The following is a 20,674-nucleotide window of genomic DNA, read 5'->3' as shown; positions in this document are numbered from 1 at the left end:
GTTTTTAGGCAGTCTCTCTTTTATTTCTTTAAATCAATTACGATATCATCTAGAACAATATCTTTACTCTTCGCTTCTTTTTTCGGCACTTCAATTTTCTTCTCTTTTCCATTCACATACTCCACTCCACCATGATTTTCAGGTGTATGAACTCGCAAGTGTACGCGAGGTGTAACGATAAGCTTTGTTGCATTTTCGTTTAATTTTTGGAATGTAGCACTCCAACTACTTTTATGTGGCTCTGCTACTGTACCCGTTCCGCCATTTCCTTCACCAGCGTATTGATTTCCTAAATCATCTTTTATTTCTAATTCCACATCAGCACTATCCCATATACTTCTTAATGCCTTAGATTCTTCTTGATTGTAAAAAACGATAAAGGACATAGGTGTTACTTCCATTTTGTTTATATTTACTTTTATGCCTTCTTTTTCAGAAATTCCTTGGAGCTTAATTTCTTTACTATCCATTGCCTTAACTGTAAGGGCAAAATTCCAATTCCCTTTTATAGATTTCTTTTCCTCAAGCATATCAATTGATTCCATATCCCACATAACATTGGCAACATCTAATTTTTCACTACTATGACCACTCATCGTAGTCATACCTACATATTTTTTCTCTCCAACTTTTGTTACTTCAGAACTTCCTCCCCCGCCATTAAACCCCATCACCTGCGGATATCCAAATATATGTGGCTTCTCACCTAAATCTTTATCACTCTCAATAGAGTATGTGATTGTAATTGTTCTACCATCAAACACAGCATCATTAATTGTAACCTTAACCCCATTACTCTCCCTCGTCATATTCAATTCAGTCGAAAACTCTTTATAATTTTCATATAACCCTGTTCTACCATTATCTAAAAATCGGAATATGTCCCCTACTATTGGTAGTCCTCCAGCGTATGTAGGAAATCCGATGCCAAGCATGGCAACTGATACGCCGACTAAAATAGATGCTGCAGCGACACCTTTTTTCCAACTTTTCATCTTTTTCTTCGTACGTATCGATTGTTTTACATTACGTTTCACTTTTTCTTTTTCAATTTCAGAAGTCTCAATTTCCTCAAGTTCTTTTTCATCTATATCAATATCATTTAATAGTTCATAAATGTCTTTCATATTGCACTACCTCCAAAACTAATATTCGTAGCATTTTGTTGTAGTTTCTTTTTTCCTCGGTACACACGATTATCTATTGCCGCCCTGGTTAATCCTAATTTCTCTCCGATTTCCTCTGTCTTCATACCGAGGAGATATTTCATAATGAACACCTTTTGATCTAGCGGTTCTAATTGATTAATGAGCTTCAATAATTCTTCTCTATCTTCCATAACAATTAATTCGTCTTCCGCTGACTTTTCCGTACTGATATGAAGCTCATCCGAAATAATTTCTACTTTTTTAGTCGCTTTCCGGTAATAATCAATTGCTTTAAACTTCGCAATTGCCGCAATCCATTTTTTAAAGTCACTCGGCTCTCCATGAAACTTATTTGCGTTATTCCATATGGAAAGAAATATATCGTTTACACATTCCTCTATTAATCCATCATTTTGAACAGAAAGAAGAACTTTGTGCGTGATTCCTTTTATGAGTGGTAAGTATGTATCGACAACGAATTCTAGTGCATCTTCTTTTTGCCGTTGTAATCTTTTTATAAAATTTTTCTCATTTGATTTCATGTAGCGATTCCCCTTATTTTTTTGTAAAAGCTTTTACACCCTATATAACGTCTTACAAAATATTTTCTCTCATCTTTTTTTATTTTTTGTATGTTATGGAATACTTCCCCTAATCAATTGTCTCACATAACTATGTATTACAAGAAAATTTTCTCAAGTCTGCCCTTTAATTCATGTAGTACACTATTTATGTAGTGACTTTTTAACTTGATGTACATTTTATTTCATTAATCTACTATTTTAAATTAGGAGATGAGATGTGTATGTGTGGAATTACAGGTTGGGTAGATTGGAAGGAAGACCTTTCAAATGAACATATTATTTTAGAAAAGATGGCAAATAGTATTCAGCATCGTGGTCCTGATGCTGAAGGATTTTGGTTTTCACCTCGTGCAGCCTTTGCACACCGGCGGTTAATTGTTATTGATCCAGAAGGCGGGACACAGCCGAAGACATTTCGTGCTGGTGATTATACGTATGCTCTTACTTATAATGGAGAAATTTATAATTTCCGCGAGCTTAGAGAGCAACTTCAAAAATGTGGTCATGCATTTGAAACGCATTCGGATACAGAGGTGTTACTACATGCTTATTTAGAATGGAAAGAAGACTGCGTACAACATTTAAATGGTATTTTTGCCTTTGCAATATGGGATGATCAAAAGCAACAATTATTTTTAGCACGTGATCATTTAGGCGTAAAGCCACTCTTTTATACAGAAAGAAATGGCAGTATTATTTTCGGATCTGAAATTAAAGCATTATTAGCGCATCCATCTGTCCCTGCTGAAATTGATGCGGATGGCATAAATGAAATATTTGGATTAGGCTTATTTCGAACTCCAGGATGTGGCGTCTTTAAACATATTCAAGAAGTGCGTGGTGGACATTCTATAACGTTTACACGTGATAAAAAAGTAGTTACAAAGTATTGGAACTTAGAAAGTAAGGTTCATACAGACTGTACTGAAGATACATCATCACATATTTTATCTATTTTACAAGATACAGTAAAAAGACAATTAATTGCCGATGTTCCTCTCGTCTGTATGTTATCAGGAGGATTAGATTCTAGCGGTATTACTGCACTAGCGGGGAAAGAATTTGCAGCGGAAAATAAAACACTTCATACGTATTCCGTTGACTTTGTAAATAGCGCAAAAGATTTCGAGCTGACATTTGCTCGCACTGGTTTAGACGCTCCTTGGGTAAAACGTGTTTCTGAACATGTAGGGACATCTCATCATGACATTATTGTGAATGCTGAAGAATTAGCAAATCACTTATTCGTCCCTCTCCGTGCAAAAGATTTACCGAGTGCTGGCGAAATGGAAACTTCACTATATTTACTATTTTGCGAAATGAAAAAAGATGCAACTGTAGCTTTATCCGGCGAATCCGCTGATGAAGTATTCGGTGGGTACCCTTGGTTTCATCAAGAGGATTTACTATTTGTTGATAAATTTCCTTGGCTAACAAATTGGAAAAACACTTCCCCTCTTCTACTAAATGAAGTAAATAACCAATGCAACTTAGAAAACTATATTGATACACGATTCCAAGAAGCGACTCTTGAAGTACCTACTCTTGAAGGGGAAAGTAACAAATCCGCGAAACAACGCCAAATGTTTTATTTATTTTTAACGAGATTTCTCCCGTTCTTACTTGATCGTAAAGATCGTATGAGTATGGCTGTAGGATTTGAAGTTCGTGTACCATTTTGCGATTATCGATTAGTTGAATATTTATGGAACGTTCCTTTCAATATAAAAAGCATTGATAATATTGAAAAAGGAATTTTACGTAGAGCACTGCAACCTGCTTTACCTGACGATGTACGCAATAGAAGAAAAAGTGCTTACCCAACTTCACAAGATCCACATTATTTACAAACAATCCGTCATTTATCACTCAACTTATGCAGTAATAAAAACAATCCTATTTTCTCACTTATTAATCATTCCACATTACTTGCCATTGCCGATGAAAGCAATAAAGAAATTAACAATTTTGAAGCAAGAAATGTTATGGAATACATGCTTCAAGTAAATGAATGGTTAAAAACGTATCATATTCATATTGCTTAACAAAAAGGAGTTCAAGGATAAAAACCTTGAACTCCTTTTATATTAATTAGCGCATCGTTTATTTTCAGTATCAATAGACCATCCAATAATAGTGGCACAATCTCTACCTTTCCACTGCAGTACATTTGTTAATACTGGCTCAATCTGTAAGCAACTTCCGTCATGCAATATTTCTACTAAAGATTGATCATCATCAAATTTTCGTTTATCACACTCTAAAATACCGTCCGTTGCCATTACAATGTGATTCATTCCTTTTTCTAATCCTCTGACACCTGATGTAAAGCAAGGTGTATTTGCAGCAAAAATATTTTTCCTACCAATATATTCGTAATTCTTCCGTTTATTTAACCGCCCTTTACCATTCTTCGTTTTTTCAGAATGGAATAAATATGCGAAGCAATCACCAACTGATAGCCAATATAAAAATTCGCCTTTTCGCAAACAAATTAAGCATGCAAGTTCCTCATCATCTTGATCACATTTTTCAATAAACAATTCATCTGTAAATAACGCTAATAAGTACATATGCGTATGATGAAAAGCTAAATTTATCGGGTAAGAAAATAACTCTTTTAGTTTCTCTTTTCTTTCTGAAATTGCTTCTATTATATAATCGATATTTTTTGTTTTGTGGTGTGTATCAAAAATCATAACAAATTCAAATTGTAATTCAGGATCCCACCAAGCAAGTACCGCATCTCCTCTTTCATATGCATCACTTTCTTGATTTCCCCCATATACGCCGACTGAAAGAGGACCACATTTTTCAACATGTATTTCATCTACATACATCTGTTCATGACTCATCCATTTGAATGTATTCACAGCTATCATCCTCTCTCTTGCTAAATGTATACCTTTACACATAGATTACCTTATATTTCAATAAAAATAAACTTTTTCAACATTTTTTATCCAAATAAAAGGATTTTATTTCTATATTCACGAATATATCTTACTATACGATATAAAAATAGGGGGGATTTATCATTATGAAAGACATCAATCAACATTGGGAAAGTATTTATTATCACTTACGATATGAATATGAAGACAACCTTTCCCACCAAGCCATTCGTATTTTACAAATCGTTTCTCGTGAGAAAGATATAACAATTGGAAAAGTCGCTACTGAGCTTAGTCTCTCTCATAACACAGCATCTGAACACGTAAAGCGCCTTATTCAAAAAGGATTTATCATGAAAGAAAGAAATAAACAAGATGAAAGGGTCGTAAACCTTACTTTAACGAAAGACGGCATTGAAGTATTAGAAAAGCATACTTTACTAGATAAAGAAAAGATAAAAATATTAGAATCACAGTTATCAAAAGAAGAACAACAATTAATTGAAAAAGCCTTTTCGTTATTATCGAAGGAGGCAAAATATGCATTTCCTCGTTAAAGTAATCGTTTCTGCACTTATTATTGGCGTTATTACTGAAGTCGCTAAACATTATAGTACGATAGGCGGCTTTATTGCTGCCCTTCCTCTCGTTAGTTTACTGAGCCTATTTTGGATTTCTTTCGAAGGCGGGAACAAACAAGAATTAAGTCAATTTGCTATAGGCGTATTATATGGATTTCCTGCATCCGCACTACTACTATTTACCGTCTATATTGGTCTAAAAAACTCATTTTCACTTAGTACATCTGTCCTGTTTGGTATAGGTGTTTGGTGTATCTTTTTTGCTTGTCAAAAATTATTTCAAGCTTAGTTAGGAGGGTTTACTATTTATAAATTTGTAGAGGTATTGGGGCAAACAATAGAAGTATATATAAAAGGAAGTAGTAAACAAACGGTAGTTATTCAAACTGGAATGGGTTGCTCATTTTATGATTGGCTCCCTATTATAGAAAAACTTTCACAACATTTTACAGTCATTTCATACCATCGCCCAGGTTACGGAAAAAGTGAACTAGGAAATTATTCGCGTACTACAAGACAAGCGACAAACGAACTTCATATGTTACTATATGAACTTGCTATTCACGAACCTATCATTTTAATCGGTCATTCCTATGGAGGCTTATGTGCACAACATTTTGCGATGTTACATGAAGATAAGCTGCAAGCACTTATTTTAGTTGATTCTACTTCTATGAACTTACACCGATTAGATGAACTTTATTTACCAATTTCTGATCAAACGGATTCGGATGATATGTGGCTTCAAAAATATAATACATACTCCAAAATGGATGTAGACATGCTTAATAATGAACTAAAACCTATACTCGTTGATCAACCAAGACAGTACATTGAATTTTCTACCTCCCCTCTATTATATAAAGCGACAGCTTCTGAACTATGTGCGTGGAAAAATTGTGCTCGCTTAATAAAAGAGTTATATAAAACATTAGAAACACCTTTAATCGTTATTGGTAGGGAGCCTCAATATTCTATTACTCAGTTGACTGAAGATGGCATGCCAAAAGAGGAAGCGACACAACTAGAAACAATGTGGCAAGAACTGATTCATGAACAATTACAACTCTCAATAAATAGCCAATATATACTTGCCGAACATGCTGGTCACGGAATTGAAAATAATCGACCAGATATTATTATTGAAGCAATTCACTCCTTGCAAATAAAAAAAGGAAGCAACTAACGCTGCTTCCTTACTTATCTATTCATAATCTTCTTCATCATCGATTTCTTCATAATACGAATCCCCATTACTTACATATATAGGGCCATTCGCAACGTCAATACGTAATACCCATGCCCATGGCACAGCTAAACGCTTATGTATTGCTCGCCAAAAGCTCATTGATTTTCTTTCGTACTCCTGGAACTCCTGAAGTAACTCTTTGTAGGAGGAACCGTCTAACTGAATATTTGCTTCTAACAAACGAGAATGGGCATAGTACTGCAGCTCTAGTTCAGCAGCAATTTCCATTTCTTCTTCCGTTGCCATACCAATAATTGCTCCATCTGCTGGTACAATTTCAAATACGTTCTGAACTTCAATAAGCCCTTCTTTCTCTTTCTCAAACATGTAAACAGCCTCCTTTAACACATATTTTTTATGTTACAAAGTCATACTTCTACAATAACTTCTCCCTTTCCTCTTTTTTTGATAAACTTTTACAAATTATTTATCTGATAATCTGTAGACTGTATTCTTTCAGCAGAACTGAAACAATTATTATCAAAAGTTAATTTATACACGTCAGGCATATGAAGGGTTTTCCAAAACTGAAAATCATATTTCGAATCAAAATAATTCATTAGTAATACCATAATATTTCCATGCGTACCTATTACAATATTCTTACCTTTATATTTTTTTAATATACTTTGCATACATATTACAGCACGTCTTTGCGCTACATCATTTGATTCTCCGCCTTCGTATGCAAAAGTCCAATCTTCCCATACCTTCTGAAGAGCATCATTAAAATCCTGTACTGGTTCTTTACTTAATAGCCTTTCCCGTAAATCTTCTTCCATTTGTATTGATAAATTATATGTATTCGCAATTCCTTGCACAGTTTGCATTGCCCTTTTGTACGGACTAGAAATCACAACATCAATATGTTTATCTTTTAATAAGCGTGTTACATGCTGCGTATCTAACAAACCTTTTGCAGATAAAGGCCTTTCCCGTTCTTCTTTTGTATATGTAGAGTGGGCATGGCGAACGAAATATATTGTGGTCATTTTTCAACTTCCCTTCTTATTTTCAATCTATATTCAATGAAGTAAATAAGAAATCCTGTATTATAAAAAGAAAAAGGACGCTTTTTAAAAAGCGCCCTTGTTTACATAATAAAATTATTTCGTTATAATTTCTTTCTAAACTCTTCATCTGTTATAGCATCTTGAATAAAATAATCTATATTATTTCTCAGCTTTTGGTATGCAACTTGATCTTCTATATCGTTAAACATAATTACAACTTCTACCTTATTCCCCTTCTTATCTGTAGTATACAAACTTTTTGTCAATACGAATGCGGTAGAGCCACCTTTTTGACCAGCAAATTCTAACTTACTATTATTAACTGTTCCTTTGAAAATATTCTCAATTTCTTCTTGCATTGATTTTGGAAAATAATTTCTACTATTTATCATTTTCATTATACTCATATAATCTTTAGCGTTTGCACTTACTAATCGATCTGACCAAATTCGCTGAAATTCCATATCTACCTTTAATGGAATATCCCGTTTTTTCCATTCTTCTTCATCTTTCATCCATTCATGAATTTGTAACACATGTTTATTATACTCATCCTTTGACATGTTACGTATCATTTCTAACGATTGATTTTCTGGCTCATGAAGCTCTTTTTCTACATACCCTCTCATATATAGTGAAGCAGTATACGAAGAGAACTTGTCATGACTAGTTAGCTCTAACTCTTTTATACTTTCATTTACCCTTTCTATTCCAAGCTTATCTAACAAATATGTTGTATTTGCATTAGAACTATAATGAATCATACCTTTAGCGACTTCTTCTAAAGCGATTTGCCCATTTTTCACTAATTCTCTCACCTTTGCATCTTCTAACCAGTCAGGATGCGCTCCACCATCAGTGTTTTTAACGTAATATTTTTCTAACTCCTGCAGTGAAATTTGTTCATCACGGCTTATCTTTCCTTCTGACACTTGCTTAGCAAATTCAACTGCTATGACGATTTTTGCCGTACTCGCTAATGGTAATTTTACATTTTCATTTATAGATGTTAATACTTCACCATTTTTTCTAATTAGTAATGAACATGTTTTATCATCTTTATGTTCTTTTATGTACTTTAATACGTAATCAGGATCTTCTTTTGACAAATAGTACTTCATAATAAAAAAGAAAGCTATAACGGCTACTATAATGACTCCTGCAATAATTCCTATAATCTTTAATATGTTCACAATATGCCCCCTCTAGAAATTCCCTTCTATTTAATAATTATAACGAATTAAATTACAAAATTAAACAAAACAGAGTAAATCTCCCTAAAATAGAAAGAGTTACTCTATTTCACATGATGTTATGTGTCCATTTAACGTAACGATTATATTTGAGTCGTCACTTTCTTTAACGCTATTTAGTCGATTTGAGTTAGGAGGACCAATTACAACTGACTCCTTAATTGGCGAAAGATCCTTTCCTAATTTTTCTGCACTTACACCGTATGCAGCTTGAAATACTTCTGGCGGAGTTAATCTAAGTATGTCTGATCCTTCTGCTGTTTCAAACTGATCGTTATTGAAGAACAAATGTAATTGTACTTCTTCTGTTATCGCTGTAATCCAATGCCACCATCCCATTGGAATAAAGACAGTTTGCCCCGCTTTCACATGATAATTTTGCAATTGATTCGTTTCGGGATTTAAAATGGATGTAACTGCTTCTCCTGATACTACAACATCTAATTCCCACGCATTCGGATGCCAATGTGGTTCCCTCATATGCCCTTTCGTCATAAATAAATCAACAAACGCCCCTCCTATCATCGCTGGTAACTGCGTTGACGTAACTTCATATGCAACGTTTTTATCATCCCTTTTAAAAAAGACATTTTTTCTCGAATCAAAGAAAAGGTTTGGGGTTCCTGAACTTTTCTTTAAATTTTTATTATCTGGAACATAACCTGAACTGCTCATTTTATCCCTCTTTTCCACTCCGAACATTTCTACTTTCACACTGTATCGTATGGAAAAAATGTATGAATGTGCCTATCATTCACATAACAAAAAAACATGCCTTCATGATGAGAGCATGTTTTGTGATATTTTTCACATTGTTTAGTTAAAAAATAAACGTTTACTTACCATGATGTAACATTAAATCACTAAGTTCTTCTTCAATGTGATTTAATTTCGCAACGCCTTCTTTCCATTTATGAATATAACGCGATACCCCGACAATAAATAAAACAATAATTGTAGAAAGAATAATACCATATACGATTGTTACAGTACTCATAGTTACACTTCCTTATAATTAGTAATGTTGTTAGTAGTTATATTTTTATTATAAACCTTTTTCATTTAAAATACTTCGATTTCAACTTTTTGTAACAAAATTGATTTTTCTAATATTTCGTTCATAAAAATGGCATATTTTTCACAAATTATACAAAACTTCACCATATGTACTATTACCATATGAGTTATATTGTTAAATAGGATAAAGTGAAATTTTAATCAGTACGGGGTATCTATCCCACACTGATTATTAGCCCGCACCAACCAGGCTTTTACGGACCGTTACTGTGGGATAAAGGGGATGAAATACTATGACGACTTGGTTTATTGTTATGTTAGTTGTATTTGGGGCATTTAAAATTATCGTTTCTAGCCTTCCTAACTCTGTTATTGAATCCATTATTAGCAAGTACGAAACACATCCACAACTTGAAGAAGAGAATTCGACTGTTACAATCAATGGAATTAACTTAGAAGGCGAACAAAAATCCAAAATTATTCATGATTTTAACGAAGGTTTATTTTTAGATCGCTATTATGCACCACCTCACAATGAGGGCACGCCTTTAATTCTCCATGCAAAACGTGGCAAAAAAGATTTTACATTTTATATTTATAGTCATGAAGAGCATGTTGATGTTGTAAAGCAACATAAAAAGAAGGTAGTTGCTTATAGTTTACGTTCTAAAAACCTTCAAAATAATGATATGTTCGTGTCAGCTGATTTAGCTTAATACCCATATATTAGAAAAAGGAATCCATGGAATATGGATTCCTTTTTACTATTCACTGAAAAATAAGCTCTGTCTTCAAACTATCTTTCGGTAACAACCATCCTTTTTGTTCTAAACTCTTCATTAATAATTCTCTTTGTTTTGTTGCAATACTTTCCTCATTTGTTTTAAACGATACTTCTATTACGAAATCATCTTCTATTTTCCCTGTATTACTTAGTGGCCAAACTTCAATATTCGTTTTTATATTTTCAAACTCCCCTGTATACCGTTTCATCAATACAGGACCGTAAATACGAGCATTTTTGAGCATTTCTTCTCCCCAATTCGTATACAACCATTTGTTCATTTTCCCTGGCAATTTTTCTATTAACATGTTTTGAGTAGCTCGTTCGTTTGGTAAATCAAGTACTCCATATCCTTTAGCACTGTAGCTTTTCTTATTTGAAATACTTAACGTTTTCTTCCCAAATCCCCAATCTATTTCTGCCTCATAGTTATCGGTTTTACTATCAAATCCATCATTTTTAGCCACTTCTAGTGCATCTTGAATTACACCATTTTGAATAGGATATCTTTTTTTATATGTTAGCTCAAAATCTTTACTAAATTCTTTCTTTCGAATTCTCGCAAACCAACCTTCATTACTTAAATTTTTATTTGCCGTATCTAAAAATTGCACTTGTATTCTTTCATAATTTGTACCAGCCTTGAAATATTCTAGTACCTCTTGATTTATCTCTTTGTTATAACCTAATACTTGTTCTGGTTTTAATAATAATTTCGCTTCAAAACTAGGTGTCATCGGACTGGCAGCAAACCCTTCCTTAACGTTATACAGGAAACAACAAAAGAAAATGCTTACGAATACAAATACTTTTTTCATATACCTATCTCCTTTACATTTTAAATGACTTCTATACGCTCCATAGTAAGTGAATACACATTTTCATACCCTGCTATGCTAAGCTTTTCCTGCAATCGATCCGTATCCTCTTTCAAAGCGTGTACTAACACCGTATGTTCTGGTAATAATGTATTTAACATCTCTTTCACATCTCTTATACTTTGGTGAACTTTATATGGAACTCGCTTCACCCTACATTCTTTACCTACACGTTCTTTCAAAACTTTATCTGCAAAACTCCCTTTAGCAATATGTCCAGTAAATATAATGGAATTTCGTTCTTCATATCGCAGTTGTTCATAATATAACTGCGCTCGTTTCGTTTGCATATTCGCATCACTCATTATAACTATTCCATAACTATTTTGCGTACCAAAGTCATGATCCATAACGAGTATGTTTCTTTTTAAACTCTCCATAAGCCCTTCAAGTTCTTCATTATTTTTGATCCAATCTTTATATACGAACATCTCTTGGAATCCATCCAAAATTTCTTGATCTACTATAATGGGAAGTTCTTTATATTTTTCATATAAATACAATACGATATCTTGCGCCCTACCAAGCGGTGGCAATGGCAATAATGCTATTCCTTTCTTTTGCGCAACTCGTTCAATTTCTGTACACAGTTCGTTTATTCGTTCGTGTTGCGAAACATCATCAGTATGATAAGCGGCATCTACGATTGCGACTTTTATATCGCCGCGCAACTTCTCAGGTAAATTAGCTCGTAGTATGTTAGACTCTGCTGAATAATCGCCAGAATAAAATACATATGTATGACTCATGTCCACTAAAAACCAAACAGCCCCCAATACATGCCCACTATACCCCCATTGAAAACGCAATGTAGGTGTAATCTGTATCCATTCATTCGGATTACTAATCTCATCAATATATACATAATTTAAATCTTTAACATTTTGGTCGTTATAAGGTACATTCCATCCTTGCGTCAAATTATAGTTTCTCCATTTTTCATAATAAGCGGGAAGTTGCTCCTTCGTATAACGAGTCGTCCAAATTTTTTTCTTATATCCATACTTCGCTAATAAAGGTAAGCCCATCGTATGATCTTCATGAATATGTGATAAAAATACTGCATCTAAAAACGGTACAACTTCCCTATCTATTTTTGGATAACTATCCTCATATGATCGATTAATACCACAATCAAATACTATTTTTGTCTCTTTATTTTTTACGAAGTAGCAGGAACGACCGTATTCTCCCGCTCCTCCCCATACTTCTATCCTCATCATGCTACCCCTTTTCGCTTTTGCTCCATATGTTGCAGTAGTAATAAACATATTGTTGTAAGTCCAACTGAAACGACAGCCATTGCCATGCCAATAGATACTTCTCCTTGTTCAAATTGAGCAAAAATAAATGTTGCTGAAGTTTCTACTGATGGAGGCAGTACGAGAAGGGATGCTACTAACTCTCTTATCGAGATTGTAAATGTCATCGCCCACCCAGCAAGAATGCCCGGGATAATAAGAGGTAATATTATTTTTCTAAAAATATAAATATAATTTCCAGAAAAAATACTTCCTGCCTGTACTAGAGAATCATCAATTTGCACGAGCGATGCTTTTACATATTGCACCGTATAAGGTAAAAAAAGAACAACGTACGTTACGATAACCATGACTGGCGTATTGTAAATTGACATGGGCATATAGGGTGAATTCCAAAATAAAATAAGCCCTACAACCATCACGATTCCTGGTACCATATTCGGTAACATACCGCACATATCAAGCCATTTTTCAGAGGAGTTTTTCCCCTTTCGAATCATAAGCGCCAAAAACACTCCAATAGTAGCAGCAATAATCGCTGTTATAAGTGAAAAAAGAAAACTGTTCCATAAAGCTTCTAATCCTGGAGATCCAATTGTAAATAATGCTTCATAATGGCTCGTTGTAAAGTTATTTACATGTAAGCCGCCGCCTCTTAATTTCGATAATGAAGCAATCAGTATAGAAAAATACGGGATTCCAATTGATACGATTAATAAACCAATTACATAGCCCCATGCTACAATGCGTGTAAATATAGACAAAGTATACCTTTTAGACTTCACACCTTTTCCACTAACCATTGCATATGAATACTTTCGATTCAATACATTTTGCATATACCAAATGAGCATACACGCACTAAGTAATAAAGAAGATAATGCTGTTGCACTACTAAAATCAATCGGCCAACTCGAAATAAATTTATGAATCTCTGATGTTAACACATGAAATCCTATTCTTCGTCCGAATGTAGCTGGTGTTCCAAATTCAGCAATCGTCTTTACGAAAATGAGTAAAGCACCCATTACATAACTTGATACTAATAACGGCAATATTATTTTTCGTAAACGAAAGAAAAATCCTCCACCATGAACTGCTGCCGCTTCTTCTTTACTACTTCCAATTTGAAGTAACGTGTTTTTCAACATAAAGTAAAGAAATGGGAATAAATGCAGACTCATAATTAAAACCATACCTCCTAAACTAAAAAACGAAGATGAAATCGTCTTTAGCATCGGGAAAAACTGTTCGAAATAGCCGTTCGGTTGCATGAACAAAATCCAGCCCATCGATCCGATATATGGCGGTGTCATAAATGGAATCATAAAAATAATATCCAATTTACTATACTTTCCAACATCTGTTTTGCTCATAATAAACGCCAATGGAAATGCAAATACGGTTGCTCCTATTACTACGAGTACACCTAGAAGCATCGAGTTTAGAAAAATCCCAGCTAATCCACCACTCTGCATGACTTCAAAAGGCTTTAAAAAATTCCAACTACTATTTTCATATACGCTAGAAAATAAAATGAGGAAAAGCGGAATGACGATTAACATCGCCACAAGTAACAACGCTACCGTCATTCCAACTTGTCTTACTGATACGAATCGATTTACCATGTAATCACCATCTTATTGAAATACTTTCTTAAATTGTTTTCCTATTTCATCTTGTTCTTTCTCAACTGTTTTCCAATCAATATTTAATACCGGAATCTCTTCTACATTCGGTCTATTTTCAGCTTTTATATCTGTTCTACCTGGTAATAAATACGCTTTAGAAACTTGTTTTTGCACATCATCTGATAATAAGTAATCTATAAACTCTTTTGCACCCTCTACATTTTTACTATCCTTCATAATGCCTGCTGCACGTGGGCTAATAACTGTTCCGCTTTTTGGATAGACAATATCAACCGGTTCACCCTTTGCTTTTGCACTGTACGTCATATAATCAACACCCGCAATGACCATATCTTTTGCACCTGTTACAACTGGATCTAACGCTTCTTGATTTGCCCCCGCAACTGTTACTTCATTTTTCTTAAGCTGTTCAAATAAATTCCATCCATCTTTCCCATTCTTTTTCACATATCCTGTTACAAAGTCTAATGCTGAACCTGATAGTGCTGGATCCGGAAGATTCACTTTTCCTTTCCATTCCCCATTTGTTATATCGCTCCAATCTTCAGGCGCTGTCTTCACATTTTTTGTGTTATACACAATTCCTAATGCTGAAGCACTATATCCAAAATAATGTCCTTTATCATCCGACCATTCAGAACGAAGCTTATCAGCTTGTTTCGCTTCTTTATAAGCTAACGTTTGCCCATCCTTTTTTAATCCTTCCATCGCTGGTAAAGATGCAAGTACGACTACGTCAACGACTGGATTTTTCTTTTCAGCTTCCATTCTCGCTAAAATCTTACCTGTTGTTCCTTGAAACATTTCTACTTTTATACCTGTTTTCTTTTCAAAGTCCTTTTGTATTTTTTCTGCTAATCCTTTTGGCCCCGCACTATATACAACAATTTTCTTTTCATTCGCATTTTTATTTTTGGCATCTGCACTACCTGTCTTTGAACTACACCCTGTTACTACAGCAGAAAATAATAACGTACATACAAATAAAGACTTAAGCGAACTGAATTTCTTCATACGATTCTCCCCCTATATGATGAATACATTTTTTTGGCACATATAACGATACTGGTTTACCGATGCTTAATTTACTATTGTGATAAGCTGTCCATATTCCAAGTGCACCCATGTTTACTTTCATTTCATACCGTTCTCCTACATATGTAACGTGCTGAATTTCACCTGTATACATTTCGCACACTTCATTTTTCGTCCAGCTCACATGCTCTGGACGAATCATTTGTTTACCCTCTACAAGCCAATTTGCCTTACCAACAAATTTTGCAACAAATTCATGAGATGGCTTCACATAAATGTCTTCTGGTGTTCCTTTTTGTAATACTTCTCCTTGTTTCATGACAATAATTTGATCTGACATTGACATTGCTTCTGTTTGATCGTGCGTGACATACAAGGCCGTTAAACCGATCGAATGAACGATATCCATAAGCTCTAATCGCATTTCTTCTCGCAAAATTGCATCGAGTGCACTCAGCGGTTCATCAAACAAAATAAAATGCGGTTTTGTTACAATCGCTCTAGCAAATGCGACACGCTGCTGCTGTCCGCCAGAGAGTTCATGCGGATACCTTTTCTCCATCCCTTGCAGGCGAACTCGCTTTATTGCATCTTCTACTTTTTCCCGTAATTGATTCGTTTGCTTTGTAGCCCTTAAACCAAATGCAACATTTTCAAATACTGTCATATGCGGCCATAAAGCAAAATCTTGAAATACCATACCGATATTACGTTCATGAGGAGATGTTTTTATTTTTTTTGCACCAGAATACATGCACTTATCTCCAAAATATATTTCACCTTTATCTGGCTCTTCAAGTCCTGCAATCATTCTAAGTAAAGTCGTTTTCCCGCATCCCGAAGGTCCTAAAAGTGTAGTGAATTCACCTTGTTTCATGACAATTTGTAACGGTTTTAACGCCTGCGTTTTTCCAAACTTCTTTTCTAATCCATGAATTTTAATATCCATCGTTTCACCTCTTTCCCCTCACTCTTAACCTGCTTTCATTCTATCTGGAAGATTTATACTGAATGTTAATGTACTGTAAAGATTAAATTAAAAAACTTCTAATAAACTATTTATTTCTATAGATTTTTTCTATAGTTAAAATAAAAAAGGCGGCAGCTCATAATGAATCTCTTAAAATTAGAAATTGTAGTGCTTATTAAGAAATATAAAAAACTTACGATAGTTGCAGAAAAACTTGGTGTTAAACAACCTACTATTACATTCCATATAAAAAGCTTAGAAGAGGAACTCGGTGTGCCTTTATTTGAATTACGTTCTGGAAGATATTTCTTAACAGAGGCTGGTGAGGCACTGCATCATTATGCTTGTAAAATAGATGCACTTATGAAAGAAGCTAGGCGGGTCACGCAAGAGTTTAAAGATTTTCATAAAGGTGCTATAACAATTGGCGCTAGTTATGTACCAGCGACTTATCTTTTACCAGAAATTATTCACCAATTTCAATGCGAATTCCCAAATATAAAAATAACAATTATGGTAAAAACAGCTCCTGAAATTCGAGTAATGCTACAAAATCATGAAATTGATCTCGGGGTAATTTCTGCGGCACCGTTTGATGAATCACTTTTAAAAGAAACAAAAATAATACCTGATACACTTGTTCTTGCTTTCTCCAAAGAACATCATTTTTCAAAAAAAGAAAATGTATCATTACAAGATATTGAAAAAGAACGTATACTATTGCACCGTAACCCATCTACAACGAGAGATTTACTTACGCAATGGATGTTAGAACATAACATTACGTTCCAATCTGAAATTGAATTAGATTCATTAGAAACGATGAAACAAATTTTAAAATATGGTAATGGAGTTGCTTTTATTTCTAAACTCGCTATTGAACAAGAAGTACACCGAAATGAACTATGCTACATACCCATCCCTGGATTTGAATTTCAACGTAACATTTATACGATTCATCATGAGGACAGGTGGAATTCTAAAATTATTTCTTTTTTACTACATAGCATCACTTCTTATGCAACAAAAAATTAAAAGGCTGTCGTTATACACGACAGCCTTTTAAACTATTACTCTATTTATTTTTCTTTGCTTCAATTTTTTCTTGTGCCTCTTCAGCCTTATCTAATGCTTCTGAAACTTTCTTCTCTTTTTCTTTTACATCATCTATACTGTCGACAGCTTTAATGAGTTTATCGATTCCTTCTTCTTCTACTTTTCTCCGTTTTGCCACTCTTTCATTTACTTTCTTTTCCACATCTTTTGCTTTTTGAAGCATATCCTCTGCATTTGATGTTACAGCTTTTTCAAGTTCATCGTCTTTTTTCTTTTGTAGCACTTCATTTGCAATATCTTTCGTTTCTAAATACTTACCATCTTTTAATGCTGTCGCACCACGATCCAATAACTGAGCGACTTCTTTATATGCTTTCGCTTCATTTCCTGTTTTCTCTTTTTCCGCTTTTTCAAACCACATAATCGCATCACTATATTTTTCATTTTTCAATGATTGCATACCTGTTTCAATATACGTGTCATAATTACTGCATCCAGCCATTACGACTAATAGAAAAAGCATAACAAAACTTAATTTTTTCATGATGTTTTCTCCTTTTCTTTGCCTGCTCACTATACTGTAACATACATGAAAAAGAGTTTCAAAAACTAAAATACTAATTTGGTCATTTTTATAATGATAAGTCAAATTTTTATTATTTTCTTATTTTTAAGCCGATACATCTACTTGTTTTTTCGCCATATGTTGCTTTACTCCAACTAATACAACTAACAATAAACCTCCGCCTATCGTCATCATAACAATGCTAGTTGGCAACATATCTAATAATAATCCATATACAATCATACCGAGTGGTGCGATTGCAGTAGCAATTGTTTCAAGTAGACCAAACACACGCCCTAAGTAGCTCGGATCTGTCGTTTTTTGCATATGTACTTGCATCGGAATATTTACAATCATAATTGCTATACCCGTTAACATCATAAAAGCAATATAGTAAATAAAACTTGCCCCTTTTGAAATGGTAACTACCAATGGGAAGACTGTACATAAACTTAAACCCGCAAACAAAAACAGCCCAGTATAAATAGAACGAAACGGATTATTCACTTCTTTACGCACCGATAAAGCAATCGCACCCATTAGCATCCCGACTGCTAACATTCCCTCTACAGTACCGAGTTGCTTTGAAGATAGATGCAATGTATGGACGATAATATATGGAAGTGCTACGGTTAGCCCACACGCAAAAAAGTTTACCCACAATGCTATTTTCATTAAACCATATATTTCATGCTGCCGTTTTACATATGAAAATCCTTCTTTTATACTCGTCAAGAAACGCGCTTTACTCTCAGCCACTTCTTTTTTATATAAATCAAATACAATAAATAATTGCAAAATAACCGCTAAAAAGAACGTAATACTATTTAACAAAAAGAACGACTTAATGGAAAAGAAGCCAAATACAACTCCGCCAATAATCGGCCCTAATATATTTGATAAAGAAGCCGCCGTTTGATTTAAAGCACTCGCTTTCTGAATACGCCCCTCATCTACTAAATTAGGAATAGACGAAGTTAATGCAACAGAATAAAAACTTGCACAAATTGATAATAATGCTGCTGAAACATAAATAAAAAGAAGTGATGGTCCAAATATAGTAGCAAGAATAAACATAATAAGCATCGTTAAGCTACTTAATAAATCAGTGCCGATGACAAGCCACTTACGATTCACGCGGTCAGCTACAGCACCCGCAATCGGACCACAAATCATCCTTGGAAGTGATCCACAAACGAGCGTAATAGCAAACCCCATCCCTGAACCAGTTGTCTTTAATACGTATAACCCCATGGCAAACGTATAAATACCCGCCCCTAACAAGGACGTCATTTTTCCAATCATCATTAAAATAATATTTCTCGTTGCAACTTTCATTCTTGCATCATTTTCTCCTATACTTATATCTCCCATAATGACACTCTCCCCTTAAAAGTTAAATTGTGTTAAACTTATTATATAATCAACTTTCCAATTTTTACAACAAAAAGTTAAATTGTATTTAACTTTTTAATTATAAAGGAGCATGAGATGGCTACTCTAGGCGAAAAAATTAAAACGTTACGAAAAGAAAAAAAGCTTACTCAAACAGAAATAGCAGGTTCAGAACTGACAAAAAGTATGCTAAGTCAAATTGAAAATGGAAAAGCTACCCCTTCCATGAAAACATTACAATATATTGCAGAAAAACTTGAATGTGAAACGAGTTTTTTATTAGAGGAAGACGATGATGAAATTGTAGAACTCATTACAAAAATGGATCAACTCATAAAGAATAAATGTGATGAAGTATATGAAACTCTACTACCAATTGTTCAAAAAGACCTACCTTCTACTTTAAATACAGCTCGTTTATATAAACAGTTCCTAACAGGAGCAGCTATTATGAACGATTATAATATTGAATATTACGTTGAAACTGCTGTTTCTATATTTGAAAAATATACTTTATATCGAGAAAGCACTGAAACGAAACTACTGTTTTACTATATGCTCTTCAAACGTAAAAAATATAAAGAATGTTTACAGATGATTACCACGATTCGTGATGACTATAAATCGAAGAATTTAGAAATGGATCTTATTACACATATACAATTATACTTAAAAGAAGCAATTATTTTACTCGCTTTTGGCGATTATGGAAACTGTGAGAGAGTCATTTTAGATGCACTTGCATTTTCAAAAAAACATCAAGTGTATTATAAAACAGATGAATTTTATCGTATTTTATCTTATCAAAAAATCATTACAACTGATAAAGAACGATATTTATATTACATAAAAAAATCTGAGCAATTTGCCATATTTACAGAAGATACTTTATCCGCTGCAAATATACATATATTAAAAGCTTATTACTATAACACCGTTACGAATGAATATACAATTGCATTAGAACACCTAGAACAATTCCGAGAAAAACTAAAAGATGACCCCATTTTTCAAGACGATGGACTGCATTATCTTGAAAAAGGAAAATCTTTGTATGGCTTAAAACGTTATAAGGACGCTTTAGAAACATTAAAACACGCTACCATACCAGAGTATATGAGCCATCCACTTGATCAATCGTGGTTATTAACAGCTGGATCTTATCGTGCTCTTTGCTATATAGAACTTCAAGATAAAAAATCTGCCTTGAAAGAAGCAAAAGAAGCAGTTCAAGCGATAGATGGCTATCCTGATTCCATCTTCTCTTCATTTATTAAAGAAACATTACAAATAATACAAAAACTTTAAAAATGTCTCGAAATGGTATATTATTCCTCC

At 33.9% G+C, this 20,674-nt stretch carries 23 protein-coding genes; 7 read left to right on the top strand and 16 right to left on the bottom strand.

What is annotated here, in order from left to right; all coding sequences use genetic code 11:
- Positions 1-20: 20 nt before the first annotated feature.
- Positions 21-1,127: a DUF4179 domain-containing protein gene (locus J0835_RS08670; protein ID WP_087980092.1), complete on the bottom strand. Its 1,107-nt coding sequence runs from the start codon at positions 1,125-1,127 to the stop codon at positions 21-23.
- Positions 1,124-1,690, bottom strand: coding sequence for a sigma-70 family RNA polymerase sigma factor (locus tag J0835_RS08665; RefSeq protein ID WP_087980091.1), 567 nt, complete (start codon positions 1,688-1,690; stop codon positions 1,124-1,126). The genes J0835_RS08670 and J0835_RS08665 overlap by 4 nt, the downstream gene beginning before the upstream one ends.
- A 263-nt stretch (positions 1,691-1,953) precedes the next feature.
- Here J0835_RS08665 and asnB point away from each other — a divergent pair, with 263 nt between their 5' ends.
- Positions 1,954-3,777, top strand: coding sequence for an asparagine synthase (glutamine-hydrolyzing) (asnB, locus tag J0835_RS08660; RefSeq protein ID WP_087980090.1), 1,824 nt, complete (start codon positions 1,954-1,956; stop codon positions 3,775-3,777).
- Positions 3,778-3,819: 42 nt separating this feature from the next.
- Here asnB and J0835_RS08655 read toward each other — a convergent pair whose 3' ends face one another.
- Positions 3,820-4,647 (bottom strand): protein phosphatase 2C domain-containing protein, encoded by an 828-nt coding sequence (locus tag J0835_RS08655; protein ID WP_087980089.1) that lies wholly within the window; start codon positions 4,645-4,647, stop codon positions 3,820-3,822.
- 125 nt (positions 4,648-4,772) lie between these two features.
- Between J0835_RS08655 and J0835_RS08650 the strand changes: the two genes are divergently transcribed.
- From J0835_RS08650 to J0835_RS08640, 3 genes are read left to right on the top strand one after another with little or no spacing between them, the layout of a single operon-like run.
- Complete coding sequence (locus tag J0835_RS08650; RefSeq protein ID WP_087980088.1) at positions 4,773-5,183, top strand: MarR family winged helix-turn-helix transcriptional regulator; 411 nt, start codon at positions 4,773-4,775, stop codon at positions 5,181-5,183.
- On the top strand, positions 5,167-5,496 hold the full coding sequence (locus tag J0835_RS08645) for a DUF3147 family protein (protein WP_087980087.1): 330 nt from the start codon (positions 5,167-5,169) through the stop codon (positions 5,494-5,496). Before J0835_RS08650 ends, J0835_RS08645 begins: the two co-directional genes overlap by 17 nt.
- 36 nt (positions 5,497-5,532) lie before the next feature.
- A complete protein-coding gene (locus J0835_RS08640) occupies positions 5,533-6,393 on the top strand; it encodes an alpha/beta hydrolase (RefSeq protein ID WP_087980086.1) in 861 nt (286 codons plus the stop codon).
- An 18-nt stretch (positions 6,394-6,411) separates the two neighbouring features.
- Here the strand turns inward: J0835_RS08640 and J0835_RS08635 are convergent, their stop codons facing one another.
- The 6 genes from J0835_RS08635 to J0835_RS08610 all read right to left on the bottom strand — a co-directional run bounded on the left by J0835_RS08635 (position 6,412) and on the right by J0835_RS08610 (position 9,901).
- Positions 6,412-6,783: a hypothetical protein gene (locus J0835_RS08635; protein WP_000461777.1), complete on the bottom strand. Its 372-nt coding sequence runs from the start codon at positions 6,781-6,783 to the stop codon at positions 6,412-6,414.
- A gap of 89 nt (positions 6,784-6,872) precedes the next feature.
- Positions 6,873-7,448 carry a histidine phosphatase family protein gene (locus J0835_RS08630; RefSeq protein ID WP_087980085.1) on the bottom strand — a complete coding sequence of 192 codons (576 nt, stop codon included), beginning with the start codon at positions 7,446-7,448 and terminating at the stop codon, positions 6,873-6,875.
- 122 nt (positions 7,449-7,570) lie between these two features.
- Positions 7,571-8,662, bottom strand: a complete 1,092-nt coding sequence (locus J0835_RS08625; protein WP_087980084.1) for a serine hydrolase — start codon at positions 8,660-8,662, stop codon at positions 7,571-7,573.
- A gap of 99 nt (positions 8,663-8,761) precedes the next feature.
- The gene (locus J0835_RS08620) at positions 8,762-9,397 is read right to left on the bottom strand and encodes a cupin domain-containing protein (RefSeq protein ID WP_087980083.1); all 636 of its coding nucleotides are present in this window, start codon (positions 9,395-9,397) and stop codon (positions 8,762-8,764) included.
- Between the two features lie 160 nt (positions 9,398-9,557).
- Entirely contained in the window at positions 9,558-9,719 is a 162-nt protein-coding gene (locus J0835_RS08615; RefSeq protein WP_000109008.1) for a hypothetical protein, read from the bottom strand.
- A 65-nt stretch (positions 9,720-9,784) separates the two neighbouring features.
- Entirely contained in the window at positions 9,785-9,901 is a 117-nt protein-coding gene (locus J0835_RS08610; protein WP_002018064.1) for a hypothetical protein, read from the bottom strand.
- 131 nt (positions 9,902-10,032) lie between these two features.
- Between J0835_RS08610 and J0835_RS08605 the strand changes: the two genes are divergently transcribed.
- Positions 10,033-10,455 (top strand): YfmQ family protein, encoded by a 423-nt coding sequence (locus J0835_RS08605; protein ID WP_087980082.1) that lies wholly within the window; start codon positions 10,033-10,035, stop codon positions 10,453-10,455.
- Positions 10,456-10,507: 52 nt separating this feature from the next.
- Here J0835_RS08605 and J0835_RS08600 read toward each other — a convergent pair whose 3' ends face one another.
- From J0835_RS08600 to J0835_RS08580, 5 genes are read right to left on the bottom strand one after another with little or no spacing between them, the layout of a single operon-like run.
- The gene (locus J0835_RS08600; protein ID WP_087980081.1) at positions 10,508-11,341 is read right to left on the bottom strand and encodes a hypothetical protein; all 834 of its coding nucleotides are present in this window, start codon (positions 11,339-11,341) and stop codon (positions 10,508-10,510) included.
- A gap of 20 nt (positions 11,342-11,361) precedes the next feature.
- Positions 11,362-12,624 (bottom strand): MBL fold metallo-hydrolase, encoded by a 1,263-nt coding sequence (locus J0835_RS08595; RefSeq protein WP_140386724.1) that lies wholly within the window; start codon positions 12,622-12,624, stop codon positions 11,362-11,364.
- On the bottom strand, positions 12,621-14,291 hold the full coding sequence (locus J0835_RS08590; protein WP_087980080.1) for an ABC transporter permease: 1,671 nt from the start codon (positions 14,289-14,291) through the stop codon (positions 12,621-12,623). Before J0835_RS08590 ends, J0835_RS08595 begins: the two co-directional genes overlap by 4 nt.
- A gap of 12 nt (positions 14,292-14,303) precedes the next feature.
- A complete protein-coding gene (locus J0835_RS08585) occupies positions 14,304-15,329 on the bottom strand; it encodes an ABC transporter substrate-binding protein (RefSeq protein WP_087980079.1) in 1,026 nt (341 codons plus the stop codon).
- The gene (locus tag J0835_RS08580) at positions 15,307-16,299 is read right to left on the bottom strand and encodes an ABC transporter ATP-binding protein (RefSeq protein ID WP_087980078.1); all 993 of its coding nucleotides are present in this window, start codon (positions 16,297-16,299) and stop codon (positions 15,307-15,309) included. The genes J0835_RS08585 and J0835_RS08580 overlap by 23 nt, the downstream gene beginning before the upstream one ends.
- A gap of 162 nt (positions 16,300-16,461) precedes the next feature.
- Here J0835_RS08580 and J0835_RS08575 point away from each other — a divergent pair, with 162 nt between their 5' ends.
- Positions 16,462-17,355, top strand: a complete 894-nt coding sequence (locus tag J0835_RS08575; RefSeq protein ID WP_087980077.1) for a LysR family transcriptional regulator — start codon at positions 16,462-16,464, stop codon at positions 17,353-17,355.
- A 40-nt stretch (positions 17,356-17,395) separates the two neighbouring features.
- On the opposite strand, the gene J0835_RS08570 is transcribed toward J0835_RS08575, so the two are convergent.
- Both J0835_RS08570 and J0835_RS08565 read right to left on the bottom strand, forming a co-directional pair.
- Complete coding sequence (locus J0835_RS08570) at positions 17,396-17,920, bottom strand: DUF4398 domain-containing protein (RefSeq protein ID WP_087980076.1); 525 nt, start codon at positions 17,918-17,920, stop codon at positions 17,396-17,398.
- A 126-nt stretch (positions 17,921-18,046) separates the two neighbouring features.
- On the bottom strand, positions 18,047-19,315 hold the full coding sequence (locus tag J0835_RS08565) for an MFS transporter (protein WP_087980075.1): 1,269 nt from the start codon (positions 19,313-19,315) through the stop codon (positions 18,047-18,049).
- A gap of 117 nt (positions 19,316-19,432) precedes the next feature.
- Between J0835_RS08565 and J0835_RS08560 the strand changes: the two genes are divergently transcribed.
- The gene (locus J0835_RS08560) at positions 19,433-20,644 is read left to right on the top strand and encodes a helix-turn-helix domain-containing protein (protein WP_087980074.1); all 1,212 of its coding nucleotides are present in this window, start codon (positions 19,433-19,435) and stop codon (positions 20,642-20,644) included.
- Positions 20,645-20,674 lie beyond the last annotated feature (30 nt).

Source organism: Bacillus cereus group sp. Sample62 (assembly GCF_036851315.1).
GTDB lineage: Bacteria > Bacillota > Bacilli > Bacillales > Bacillaceae_G > Bacillus_A > Bacillus_A wiedmannii.
Note: the sequence above shows the minus strand (reverse complement) of the source record. Positions and strands in the feature narration are given on the sequence as shown.

What these genes read in the sequence shown, in the direction of transcription:
- J0835_RS08650 (WP_087980088.1), top strand. Translation starts at nt 4,773, where the DNA reads ATGAAAGACATCAATCAACATTGGGAAAGTATTTATTATCACTTACGA.
- J0835_RS08630 (WP_087980085.1), bottom strand. Translation starts at nt 7,448, where the DNA reads ATGACCACAATATATTTCGTTCGCCATGCCCACTCTACATATACAAAA.
- J0835_RS08655 (WP_087980089.1), bottom strand. Translation starts at nt 4,647, where the DNA reads ATGTGTAAAGGTATACATTTAGCAAGAGAGAGGATGATAGCTGTGAAT.
- J0835_RS08610 (WP_002018064.1), bottom strand. Translation starts at nt 9,901, where the DNA reads ATGGTAATAGTACATATGGTGAAGTTTTGTATAATTTGTGAAAAATAT.
- J0835_RS08560 (WP_087980074.1), top strand. Translation starts at nt 19,433, where the DNA reads ATGGCTACTCTAGGCGAAAAAATTAAAACGTTACGAAAAGAAAAAAAG.
- J0835_RS08595 (WP_140386724.1), bottom strand. Translation starts at nt 12,624, where the DNA reads ATGATGAGGATAGAAGTATGGGGAGGAGCGGGAGAATACGGTCGTTCC.
- J0835_RS08575 (WP_087980077.1), top strand. Translation starts at nt 16,462, where the DNA reads ATGAATCTCTTAAAATTAGAAATTGTAGTGCTTATTAAGAAATATAAA.
- J0835_RS08620 (WP_087980083.1), bottom strand. Translation starts at nt 9,397, where the DNA reads ATGAGCAGTTCAGGTTATGTTCCAGATAATAAAAATTTAAAGAAAAGT.
- J0835_RS08645 (WP_087980087.1), top strand. Translation starts at nt 5,167, where the DNA reads ATGCATTTCCTCGTTAAAGTAATCGTTTCTGCACTTATTATTGGCGTT.
- J0835_RS08590 (WP_087980080.1), bottom strand. Translation starts at nt 14,291, where the DNA reads ATGGTAAATCGATTCGTATCAGTAAGACAAGTTGGAATGACGGTAGCG.
- J0835_RS08570 (WP_087980076.1), bottom strand. Translation starts at nt 17,920, where the DNA reads ATGAAAAAATTAAGTTTTGTTATGCTTTTTCTATTAGTCGTAATGGCT.
- J0835_RS08580 (WP_087980078.1), bottom strand. Translation starts at nt 16,299, where the DNA reads ATGGATATTAAAATTCATGGATTAGAAAAGAAGTTTGGAAAAACGCAG.
- J0835_RS08605 (WP_087980082.1), top strand. Translation starts at nt 10,033, where the DNA reads ATGACGACTTGGTTTATTGTTATGTTAGTTGTATTTGGGGCATTTAAA.
- asnB (WP_087980090.1), top strand. Translation starts at nt 1,954, where the DNA reads ATGTGTGGAATTACAGGTTGGGTAGATTGGAAGGAAGACCTTTCAAAT.
- J0835_RS08565 (WP_087980075.1), bottom strand. Translation starts at nt 19,315, where the DNA reads ATGGGAGATATAAGTATAGGAGAAAATGATGCAAGAATGAAAGTTGCA.
- J0835_RS08635 (WP_000461777.1), bottom strand. Translation starts at nt 6,783, where the DNA reads ATGTTTGAGAAAGAGAAAGAAGGGCTTATTGAAGTTCAGAACGTATTT.
- J0835_RS08615 (WP_000109008.1), bottom strand. Translation starts at nt 9,719, where the DNA reads ATGAGTACTGTAACAATCGTATATGGTATTATTCTTTCTACAATTATT.
- J0835_RS08670 (WP_087980092.1), bottom strand. Translation starts at nt 1,127, where the DNA reads ATGAAAGACATTTATGAACTATTAAATGATATTGATATAGATGAAAAA.
- J0835_RS08585 (WP_087980079.1), bottom strand. Translation starts at nt 15,329, where the DNA reads ATGAAGAAATTCAGTTCGCTTAAGTCTTTATTTGTATGTACGTTATTA.
- J0835_RS08600 (WP_087980081.1), bottom strand. Translation starts at nt 11,341, where the DNA reads ATGAAAAAAGTATTTGTATTCGTAAGCATTTTCTTTTGTTGTTTCCTG.
- J0835_RS08665 (WP_087980091.1), bottom strand. Translation starts at nt 1,690, where the DNA reads ATGAAATCAAATGAGAAAAATTTTATAAAAAGATTACAACGGCAAAAA.